This window comes from Brevibacillus laterosporus (assembly GCF_030489605.1).
Lineage (GTDB): Bacteria > Bacillota > Bacilli > Brevibacillales > Brevibacillaceae > Brevibacillus_B > Brevibacillus_B laterosporus_E.
This window is the reverse complement of sequence record NZ_JAUKFY010000006.1, coordinates 165,614-178,451: the sequence shown is the minus strand read 5'-3', so window position 1 is coordinate 178,451 and position 12,838 is coordinate 165,614. Positions and strand designations below refer to the sequence as shown.

Genomic DNA, 12,838 nt, shown 5'->3' with positions numbered 1-12,838 from the left:
GGAAAAAATAGGTTTACGAGCGTGTGTTTTGGGCGGGTTCCATTGCACACGCTCACCCTTCATTTTTGCACTCATTCATTTTTTATGAATTTCAATTCGATCAGAGGTGTGGATGCAATAGTCAGACACCTCGCTGTTGTTTAGCGTTCAAATGTGACTAAAAACTTGGAGTGATGTAATTGAAAGCTCTATTTGAAAAAGAAAAAGCTTTTTGGAGTAGCAAGTTTGATGCCGATGATCAAATCGTAATTCTTCCGTATAACAGATTTTCCACTATTCATAAAAATACCGACAGCTACCAAAGCATTTCCAATACATTGCCGCCTCAGATTTTCCAAAGAATCAGTTCTATAGCAGGCGGGTCACATATCGCTATCTTTATGATTTTATTAGCTGGTTTAGAAACCTTATTGTCCAAATATACTAGCCAAGAAACCATCATTGTGGGCGTTCCAGGATTTGGTGCTTCGCCTGATGCCCAACCACTTTCAAATCAGCTTATCATTTTAAAAAATGAAGTACATAGCAAGAATACTTTCAAATCTTTATTAAACCAAATTAAATCCTCCATTAGTGAAGCAATGAAACATCAGAGTCTCCCTTTTTGGAATTTTATTGATACTCTGAATGTACATTACGATTCGAATCGAGTTCCGATTATTAATACTATCGTATCGTTAAAGGAGATCCATTCACTAGATTTTGAGGAACATGCTGTTTTTGACATCCATTTTCAATTTGGTTTGGAAAATGGCTCTCTTCAATTAAATACAATTTATAACGAAAATCGTTATGATCAAGAGCTGATTAACCAAGTCAGCAGGCACTTATCTCACATTTTATCCATTGTCCTATTTGATCTAGACCTTTCACTAGAACAGGTTGAACTGTTATCAGAAAAAGAGCAGGAAGAGCTTCTGCGTACGTTTAATAATACGGCTACCGCCTATCCCAGAGAGAAAACCATTCAACAGTTGTTTGAAGAACAGGCAGAGCGCACACCAAATCAGGTAGCAATTGTCTTAGATGATGAGCAACTAACTTATAAAGAATTAAATGAAAAGGCTAATCAACTAGCAAGAACGCTACGAAACCAGGGAGTCACTAGAGGACAATTAGTCGGGCTCATGGTTGAACGCTCCTTGGAAATGATCATCGGAATTTTCGGGATTTTAAAAGCGGGGGGAGCCTATGTACCGATTGATCCAGAATATCCGAATGATCGTATTCGTTATATGCTAGAGGATTCAGGAGCAAAAGTATTTGTAACACAAAGTCATATACGTCATCGTGCAGATTTCGAGGGAACGTGCGTATTCCTGGATGATTCAAAGGCTTACAGCGACGATAGCTCCAACCTAGAGCCAGCAGCAGAAGCAACAGATGTGGCTTATGTGATATATACTTCCGGATCGACTGGAACACCTAAAGGTACGCAAATCAGACACTTCAACGCCACTAGAGTGGTAATAAAGACCAATTACATCGAAATAAGTGAAGAAGATACACTATTACAGCTTTCTAATTATGTATTTGACGGCTCTATTTTTGACATCTACGGCGCTTTGTTAAATGGGGCAAGGCTGATCCTCCTAAAAAAAACAGATATGCTTGACCTTGCTAAGCTTAGTAGCGTAATCGAGCAACAGAATGTAACGATCTTCTTTATACCTACTGCATTCTTCAATACGCTTGTTGACAATCAGCTGACATGCTTTACAAATGTCCGCAAAGTTTTATTTGGGGGAGAGCGTGCATCTGTTGCTCATATTCGCAAGGCATTCCAATATTTGGGCCGAGAACGACTCATTCATGTCTATGGTCCTACCGAGAGCACGGTATTTACCACCTTCTATCCCATTAATACTCCTTTTGATGAAGATGTTGCTACAGTTCCGATTGGGAAACCTCTGGCTAATACATTGGTGTACGTAGTGGATCAATTCAATAACCTCAGACCGATAGGGGTTCCAGGTGAATTGTGCATCGCAGGTGAGGGGTTATCGACTGGATATCTCAACAGAGAAGAGCTAAGTGCTGAAAAATTTGTCGATAATCCGTTTGTGCCCGGAACTCCCATGTATCGTACAGGCGATTTAGTGAAGATGCTGCCAGACGGAAATATTGATTTTTTAGACCGGATAGATAAGCAGGTAAAAATTAGAGGATTCCGTATTGAGCTGGGAGAAATTGAAAATGCTCTTTTAGCATTCCCAGAGGTCAACGAAGCCATTGTGGTGGATGGAATAAAGGATGGAAATAAATATTTAGCCGCCTATTACGTAGGAAAAGAGTCTATTCAGCCAGGAGAATTACTCAAAAATCTGTCAGATAAATTACCTGAATATATGGTTCCTGATTATTGCATACCACTTGACCAAATGCCGCTTACTCCGAACGGGAAGATTGATCGAAAAATGCTCCCCTCTGTTGAGGAGACGATGCCAATTGAAGAATATGTAGCCCCCCGTACTTTGCTGGAAGAAAAATTAGCGGAAATTTGGGAGAAGATTTTAGGACTATCCAAGGTTGGCATAAAAGACAACTTTTTTGAAAGAGGCGGGCATTCCTTACGAGCAACAGCCCTGGTGTCTACGATTCAGAAGGAGCTGCATAAGAATATCCAGCTAAGAGATGTGTTTTCACATCCGACGATCGAACGACTGGCTCAGGTAATTGAGAATATAGAGCAAACAGCTTATTCAGTTATACCGATTATTGAGGAAAAACCTTATTATCCTGTCTCGTCCGCTCAGAAACGACTCTATATTCTAAGCCAGCTAGCAGGCGGGGAAATCAGCTATAATATGCCGGATGCTATGTTGCTGGATGGAGTGATAGATCGAGAACGTATAGAAACAGCTTTTCAGCAACTGATTGCGCGTCATGAAATCTTACGAACTAGCTTTGAGCTGGTAGGCGGTGAACCAATTCAACGCGTACATAAAGAGGTTCCTTTCTCCTTGGAATATGTACAGGTTGCCAATGAAGAAGAGGCGGAAGGAATCATTCGTTCTTTTACAAGAATGTTTGATTTGCAAAGCGCTCCGTTATTGCGTGTAGGACTCATTCAGTTAGCCTATGATCGCCATGTCTTATTGTTTGACATGCACCATATCATCTCTGATGGAACCTCTATGAATGTTCTTATTCAAGAATTTGCCGGCTTGTATCAGGGAGAGGAATTGCCGACACAACGAATTCAGTACAAGGACTACGCTTCTTGGCAACAGCAGCAGATGAAAAGTGAGTGGTATCAGCAACAAGAAAATTACTGGCTACAAGTATTTTCAAATGAGCTGCCCGTACTTCAAATCCCTACTGATTATACCCGTCCCGCTATTAGAAGCTTTGACGGAGGTCTTTTGGAATTTAGACTCGGCAAACAAACCAGTGAGGAATTAAAGCAGCTTGCAGCCCAAACCGGTTCTACGTTGTACATGGTGCTATTGGCTGTTTATACCACCCTGCTGAGTAAATACAGTGGACAAGAGGATATTATTGTTGGAACTCCGATAGCAGGAAGACCTCATGCCGATTTGGAAAGCATGATTGGTATGTTCGTAAACACACTTGCAATTCGCAACTATCCTGCGGCTGAAAAAACATTCTATGAATACCTGCAGGAAGTGAAAGAAGCTTCCTTGAAGGCATATGAGAATCAAGATTATTTATTTGAAGAGCTGGTAGAAAAGCTCGGTGTAAACCGGGATATGAGTCGCAACCCATTGTTTGATACGATGTTTGTTCTGCAAAATTTAGAAAATCAGGAACAGGAGCTAGAGCAGTTACGCATCACACCGTATGTAAGTGAGCATACGATTTCCAAGTTCGATTTAACTCTGCATGCGATGGAGGATGCGGATACGATCCTGTGTAGCTTTGAATATGCGACAACACTATTCAAACGAGAAACCATCGAGCGTATGGCAAAGCACTTTGTCCAACTGATAGATGGGCTTTTACATGATCCACATGCGAAGCTGTCCGCTATCGAGATGATGACAACAGATGAGAAGAGGTTGATTCTCGAAACGTTCAACAATACGACAGTAGAAGGTGTAGAGGAGCAAACCATTCACCAATTATTCGAGATGCAGGTCGAACGTGCACCAGATCAAGTGGCTGTTGTCTATGAAGGTGATCAACTGACATACCGTGAGTTAAATGAGCGGGCAAATCAAGTAGCACGAACACTGCGAGCAGAAGGTATAAGCTCAGATCAGCTAGTCGGTATTTTGATGGAGCATTCATTGGATATGGTGGTTGGATTGCTAGGTATCTTAAAGGCCGGAGGGGCTTATGTACCGATTGATCCAGACTATCCAGAGGATCGAATTCAGTATTTGCTAGAGGATAGTCAAACAACTATTTTGCTCACACAGCAGAAGTTCTCCGAAAAACTTACTTATAACAAAAAAATTCTTTACCTGGACAATCAAGAGCTCTATCAGGGAAGTACCACTAATCTTGAACATGTAAACAACATGAGTAATCTAGCATATATCATTTATACCTCAGGCTCGACTGGAAATCCGAAGGGAGCTATGATCACTCATCAGGGGCTTGTTAATTATATTTGGTGGGCTAAAAAGGTGTATGTGCAAAATGAGACTGTCCATTTCCCGCTTTATTCGTCCATTTCGTTTGATTTGACCGTCACGTCAATTTATACTCCTCTGATTTCTGGTAATACGATCTATATTTATAGAGGAGAAGACAAGGTACAGGTCATCCAAGACATCCTTGCAGACAATAAGGTTGGGATTATGAAGCTAACACCTACCCATCTAAAATTAATAGAAGACTATGACGGCACGAATAGTAACATGAAGAGATTTATTGTCGGCGGCGAGAACCTGCACACGCAACTGGCTAGCAAAATTCATCGTAATTTTGGTGGGCATGTCCAAATTATGAATGAATATGGGCCTACCGAAACAGTAGTAGGTTGCATGCTCTATACCTTTGATCCGAATCATACCTATCAGGACTCTGTACCAATTGGTGTACCAGCCGACAATGTAAGGATATATGTGTTAGATAAAGCCCTGCAGCCAGTGCCAATTGGCTCTATCGGAGAAATGTACATTGCAGGGGATGGGGTTGCCAGAGGGTATTTAAATCGACCTGAGCTAACCGCGGAAAAATTTATAGAAAATCCCTTTAGGCCCGGGGAAAGAATGTATCGAACCGGGGACCTCGCGCGTTGGTTGCCAGATGGAAATATGGAATATGTGGGAAGAACAGATGATCAGGTTAAAATCCGAGGATATCGGATTGAGCTAGGAGAAATAGAAGCACGGATCATAAGCATGGAAGAGGTCCAAGAAGCAGTGGTTATCGCTCGGGAAGACCATGCCGGACTGCAGCACTTATGTGCATATATTGTTTCGGAAAAGCAATTGATGATAAGTGAGCTAAAAAGCAGACTGGCCCATCAGCTTCCTAGCTACATGGTACCGTCTTATTTCATACAGGTGGAACAAATCCCGCATACACCAAATGGAAAGCTAGATCGAAAGTCTTTACCTGCCCCAGAGGATGGCGCTATCCAAACTGGAGCAGAATATGTGCCGCCGCGTACATGGATGGAATCGAAGCTTGTTCAGATTTGGCAAGAGGTTCTCGGTCTTTCCATGATAGGGGTAAAGGATCATTTCTTTGATATTGGTGGTCATTCCCTGCGAGCTACTCATTTGATTTCCAAAATTTATAAAGAATTAAATCAAAACCTGCCGTTACGGGATGTCTTCCAAAATCCGACTATTGAGCGAATGGCAGAAATATTAACAGGAAGAGAAAAAATTGCCTATGCTTCCATTCCCATTATTGAAGAGAGAGAATTCTATCCGGTTTCTTCAGCCCAGAAGCGATTGTATATTTTAAGTCAATTAATTGGTGGAGAAATTAGTTATAATATGCCAAACGTGGTAAGGATAGATGGAGAACTCGATCAAGGACGTTTAGAGATCGTCTTCCAGAAGCTGATTTCGCGTCATGAAATCTTACGAACTAGTTTTGAACTGGTAAACGGAGAAACGATGCAACGAGTACACCCAAATGTAGATTTTTCTATAGAATATGCTGAAGCCAGTATGGAAGAACTCGAAACGATCATCCAAGGCTTTGTTCGTCCGTTTAACCTTGAGCAAGCTCCGTTACTCCGTGTTGGGCTTGTTAAGATAGACAAAGACAGCCATGTTCTGATGTTTGACATGCACCATATTATTTCAGATGGTGTTTCCACAGGTATTTTCATGCAAGAATTTATCAGCCTGTACGCGGAAGGAGAGTTACCTCCGCTTCGTATTCAATATAAGGATTATGCAGTCTGGCAACGAGAAGGCGTTCAGCGTGAGGCAATACAGCGACAAGAAGCCTATTGGCTTGAAGTTTTCCAAGGAGAGATTCCTGTACTCAACTTGCCAGTCGATTATGCCCGACCAGCTATGAAAAGCTTTGAGGGAAGTACGTTTGAATTTGTTCTTGACCAAAAAAGCAGTGATGGATTACGGCAAATCGCAGCTCAAACCGGTTCTACGCTGTATATGGCGTTATTGGCTGTCTATACGACTCTACTGAGTAAATATAGTGGGCAAGAGGATATTATTGTTGGAACTCCGATAGCGGGAAGACCTCATCCGGATTTAGAAAGTATGATTGGCATATTTATAAACACGCTTGCGATACGTAACTATCCAGCGGGTGAAAAAACGTTCTACGAATATCTGCACGAAGTCAAAGAAGCTTCCTTAAAGGCATATGAGAATCAAGACTACCTATTCGAAGAGCTGGTAGAGAAGCTAGATGTAAATCGGGATATGAGTCGTAACCCATTGTTTGATACGATGCTCGTCCTGCAAAATTTAGAGAAGAAAGAGCAGGAGCTAGAGGGCTTACGCATTTCATCATATGCAAGTGAACAAACTATTTCCAAGTTTGATTTAACTCTACATGCAATGGAGGATGCAGATACAGTCCTGTGCAGCTTTGAATATGCGACAAGACTATTCAAACGAGAAACGATCGAACGTATGGCGAAGCATTTTGTCCAATTGGTAGATGGACTTGTAAGTCAACCGCATGAGAAGCTGTCCGCCATCGAGATGCTGACAGCGGATGAGAAGAAGTTGATTCTCGAAACTTTCAACAATACAACAGTACATGATGTAGCGGACCAGACCATCCACCAATTATTTGAGATGCAGGTCGAACGAACACCGGATCAAGCAGCAGTCGTTTATGAAGGTGAACAACTGACGTACCGCGAGTTAAATGAGCGAGCAAATCAACTGGCAAGAACACTGCGAGCAGAAGGGGTAAGCTCGAATCAACTAGTCGGTATTTTGGTGGAGCGTTCTCTTGACATGTTAGTTGGACTGTTAGGCATCCTGAAGGCTGGCGGAGCTTACGTACCAATTGATCCAGGTTATCCAGAAGATCGCATTCGCTACATGCTAGAGGATGCGGGGGTTACGTTCGTAGTTGTACACAGTCACTTGCAGGATCAGATCAGCTTCGATGGATATCAGGGAAAATGTATTGTAATAGAGGAAGAGGCTTCTTATCAGAAGGACGCGTCTAATCTTAAACCAGGAAGTAGCCCGTTTGATTTGGCCTATGTCATCTACACATCAGGATCGACCGGTATGCCTAAGGGTGTTATGATTACGCATCAGGCAGTTGTCAACCTGATACATGGCATAACGGATCGGATTGACTTTGCAGAAGGAAAATCTCTTCTTTGTGTTACTACCATTTCATTTGATATCTTCGTGCTAGAAACGCTCCTTTCGCTTAGTAAAGGAATAAGAGTAGTATTGGCTAGCGAAATTCAACAGACGGATTCACAGGCCTTAAGAAACGTCATTTCTGAGCAAAAAATCGATATGATCCAAATGACGCCTTCTCGTATGCAGATGTTGTTAGCGTCGGCAGATAGTACTGAGCCGTTCAAAGAATTGCAGCATGTCCGGGAAATAATGCTTGGCGGCGAGGCGCTTCCTGTTTCCCTAATCAATGCGCTGCATGAGCATACGCCGGCACGCCTGTATAATATGTATGGTCCGACTGAAACAACCGTATGGTCATCGATTGGATCAGTGACTGCGGGCCAGCCTATAACAATTGGCAGACCAATAACAAATACACAATTTTATATCTTGAGTATGGAAGGTCATCTTCAGCCAGTAGGGGTAGCTGGAGAGCTGTGCATTGCTGGTATGGGACTAGCAAGGGGCTACTGGAATCGTCCCGAACTAACGATGGACAAGTTTGTAGAAAATCCATTCCTACCAGGAAGTAAGATGTATAAAACGGGTGATTTAGCAAAATGGCTTCCTGATGGAACCATTGAGTATCTAGGTCGAATCGATCACCAGGTAAAGGTGAGGGGCTACCGCATTGAACTTGGAGAGATTGAAGAACAGATCAGGAACATTAAAGAGGTTGAGGAAGCAGTGGTAATCGCACAGGAAGACCATGCTGGGCTGCAGCATTTATGCGCATATATTGTAGCAGATCAACCATTACTTGTAAGCGATGTAAGAAGCACATTGCTGCAAAAGCTACCTGGTTATATGATTCCTTCCTACTTTGTCCAATTGGAGCAAATGCCTTTAACACCAAATGGAAAAATTGATCGTAAAGCATTACCTGTACCTGAAGGAAACCTGCAAACGGGAGTGGAATACGCAGCGCCACAGACACAGTTGGAAGAGCAGATCGCCGGTATTTGGCAGGAGGTTCTAGGAGTTAATAATATTGGGGTGAGAGATAACTTCTTCGATAGTGGTGGACACTCCTTGCGAGCTACGACACTCGTTGCCAAGATGCATAAAGAAATGGGAGTGAATCTTCCTCTGCGGGATGTCTTTTCATATCCTACGATTGAACAGATGGCCAAACGAGTATCTGAGATCGATCACGTGACGCATTTCTCAATTCCTGTAATTTTAGAAAGAGAGTTTTATCCGGTATCCTCTGCTCAAAGACGATTATATATTTTAAATCAGATTGAGGGTGGAGGGCTCAGCTATAACATGCCAACCGTCCTAGTGGTAGAGGGACAGCTTGATCGGAAAACGCTTGAAGAAGCATTCCAGAAATTAATCAATCGCCATGAGACCTTACGAACAGGCTTTACGATGATAAACGGGGAACCAGTCCAACAGATTTATCGTGATGTGACATTTGAAATTGAATACATGCTGGCAAAAGAGGAAGAGATAGCTAGCCTCATTCAAGCATTTGTGCGTGAGTTTGATCTGGCAAAAGCTCCACTTTTACGGGTAGGCTTGATTGAACTTGAAGCAGATCGACATATTTTAATGTTTGACACGCATCACATCATTTCTGATGCGGCTTCATTAAGCATTTTGGTTCAAGATTTGGTTCAGTTATACACAGGCGAGGAACTAGAACCGCTCCGAATTCAATATAAGGATTACGCCGTATGGCAACAGGAAGAAGTGCAAAGCGAACGAGTCCGAAATCAAGAAGCATACTGGCTGAACATTCATGGAAATGAAATTCCGGTTCTTAATTTGCCAACGGACTATCCAAGACCCGCCTTGCAAAGCTATCAGGGAGATATCTTTGAATTTGTCATCGACCAACAAAGAAGTGAAGGACTTCGACAAATTGCTTCACAAACAGGCTCCACCTTGTTTATGGTCTTATTGGCTGCATATACCGCTTTGTTAAGCAAAAGCAGTGGACAAGAGGATATTATTGTAGGAACTCCAATAGCGGGAAGACCGCATGCAGATCTTGAAAGCCTGATTGGCATATTTATTAATACTCTAGCGATTCGTACTCAGCCAATGGTAGCAAAAACATTTTACGAATATGTCAAAGAAGTCAAAGAGCATGCATTACAAGCCTATGAAAATCAGGAATATCCATTTGAAGAGCTAGTAGAAAAATTACAGGTAGCGCGCGATTTTAGTCGCAATCCGCTGTTTGATACAATGTTTGCCTTACAAAACGTGGAGCAAGGTAATCAGACCATCGAAGGCTTACAGCTCAGACCATATGAAGGAGAGCATACTGTCTCTAAATTTGATCTAAGCTTATATGCCAATGAAGATGATAAAAACATTGTGTGTACTTTCGAGTTTGCTACTTCATTGTTTAAGCGTGACACAATCAAACGAATGTCGGAGCATTTTCTACAGGTCATTGACAGCATAGTGGCAGATCCAAACGCAAAGCTTTCTACCATTGAAATTGCTACTTCGCAAGAGAAAGAGTTGCTTCTGCAAGCCTTTAATAATACAGCAGGAGATTATCCAAGAGAGAAAACCATTTATCAATTGTTTGAGAGTCAAGTGGAACGTACACCTGATCAGATAGCTGTCGTTTACGAAAATGAACAGCTCACCTACCGGGAATTAAACGAGCGAGCAAATCAACTGGCACGAACCCTGCGATCCGAAGGTGTGGGAGCCAATCAGTTAGTTGGAATTATGGTGGATCGTTCCTTAGACATGATGATTGGGTTAATGGGGATTTTGAAAGCTGGCGGAGCCTATGTTCCAATTGACCCAGATTATCCGGACGAACGGGTCCGCTACATGCTGGAGGATTCGAAGGCTAAATGGGTAGTGACACACAGTCATTTGCAAGAGCGGATAGCTTTTGCAGGAAGCTTGATACTTATGGATAAAGAGTCTGTAGATCTGCATGAGCAATCTAATCTTGAACCTGTTAGCGGACCTGCTGATTTGGCCTATGTTATTTATACGTCGGGCTCAACTGGTAAGCCAAAAGGCGTCATGATTTTACAGCATGCAGTCGTAAACCTATTACAAGGCATAACCGATCAGATCGACTTTACCCAAGGAAAATCAATTCTTTCAGTGACGACGATCTCATTTGATATTTTTGTGCTAGAGACTCTGCTGCCGCTGTGTAAAGGTGTAAGGGTAATTTTAGCAAGTAGCCTTCAGCAAACTGACCCGGGAGCATTATGTGATGTGATTCAAAAACAGCAGGTGGACATGATCCAAATGACGCCTTCTCGGATGCAAATGTTGTTATCCTCGGAGCACATTCGCTGCTTACAGGGCGTACAAGAAATTATGCTCGGCGGAGAAGCACTTCCAGCTTCCCTAATAAAAGTCCTGCAAAAGACCACTCAGGCACGTCTGTATAATATGTACGGCCCAACTGAAACAACGGTGTGGTCATCGGTGGGAGAACTGATAGAAGGAGAACCTATAACAATTGGTAAACCGCTCGTAAACACTTCCTTCTATATTTTGAATGCTGAAAACCACCTCCAACCGATCGGGATAGCAGGTGAACTGTGCATTGCAGGAGAAGGATTGGCAAAAGGCTACTGGAATCGTCCTGAGCTAACAACAGAAAAATTTGAAGACAATCCATTTGTCACCGGGGAAAAATTGTATCGTACAGGAGATTTGGCAAAATGGCTACCTGATGGAACCATTGAGTATCTGGGACGAATTGACCACCAGGTAAAAATTCGAGGTTACCGGATTGAACTTGGTGAAATTGAAGCCCTGCTCCTGCAAATCCCTTCTATTCAGGAAGCGGTGGTTATTGCAAGAGAGGAGCAAGCAGGACAGAAACAGTTGTGTGCTTATTTTGTGGCAAATCAACAGCTTACAGTAGGTGAAATCAGAAATTCGCTGTCACAAGATTTACCTGCTTATATGATTCCATCCTTTTTTATCCAGCTTGAACAGATGCCATTGACTCCAAACGGCAAAATTAATCGAAATGCACTCCCGACTCCAGAAGGACATATTCATCTAGGAGTGGAGTACATCGCTCCACAGACACCAACGGAGATGCAACTGGCCGCTATTTGGCAAGAAGTATTGGGTGTACCTAAAATTGGTAAGAAGGACAACTTCTTTGAATTGGGTGGACATTCTTTACATGTACTTGAATTAATCAGGAAGATCTACACAGATATTCGGGTCGAAATCCCTATACGTGTAGTGTTCGAGATGCCAACTGTAGAAGCGATGGCCGAAGAAATAGTAAGATCTATGTTTGCAAAAAATAATAGGAAACCAATTACAAAATTAAACGAGCATGGACGCTTACATGTGTTCTGCTTCCCGCCAGCAATCGGGTATGGCATGGCATACATCGAAATGGCAAAATTGCTTGAACATCAGTGTGTATTGTACGGTATGGATTTTATTGAGGACTATACAAATGACGAGGAATTAATGGAGCAATATGTCAAACTCCTCACTGATGTACAGGGAAATCAACCGTATGTGTTCCTAGGTTATTCAATAGGCGGTAATTTGGCTTTTGAAGTGGCAAAAGCCATGGAGTCAAGAGGCTACGAAGTAAAAGATATTATCATGCTAGATTCCATTTTCAGGAGTAGAGAATCTGTATCCTCAAAAGAGGACGCCCTACAGGAAATCGATACTCTCTTAGAAGACACACCCGAACAGTACAAACATCTTGTGACGCCTTCCTATACGAATAGAATTTATTCGTACGCTAGATATCGGAATCAGCTTGTTAATGAGGGAATGGTTCAAGCCAATATCCATGAATTACTAGCATCCGATTCTCAGAAAGTGAACCCGACAGTAGAATCTCCTTGGTCATGGGAACGGGCAACTCATGGAAATCATATTCAATATCAAGCATTGGGAACCCATGAAGAATTGCTTGACCCTGAAATGATTGAGGGTAATACAAGGATAGTCCGCATGATCATACAGAACATCATCGATGAAATTTATGCTGTCTCTCCCCATGCAACGAATGATTTTCGTTAAATGCTGTGGCTAATAGGATTCTTTTTTACAAAAACCATAGGCTAGAAGTATAAAAG

At 42.3% G+C, this 12,838-nt stretch carries 1 protein-coding gene; it reads left to right on the top strand.

The features are described from left to right. Positions 1–179: 179 nt before the first annotated feature. Positions 180–12,782 (top strand): non-ribosomal peptide synthetase, encoded by a 12,603-nt coding sequence (locus QZ995_RS09350; RefSeq protein WP_301805911.1) that lies wholly within the window; start codon positions 180–182, stop codon positions 12,780–12,782. Positions 12,783–12,838 lie beyond the last annotated feature (56 nt).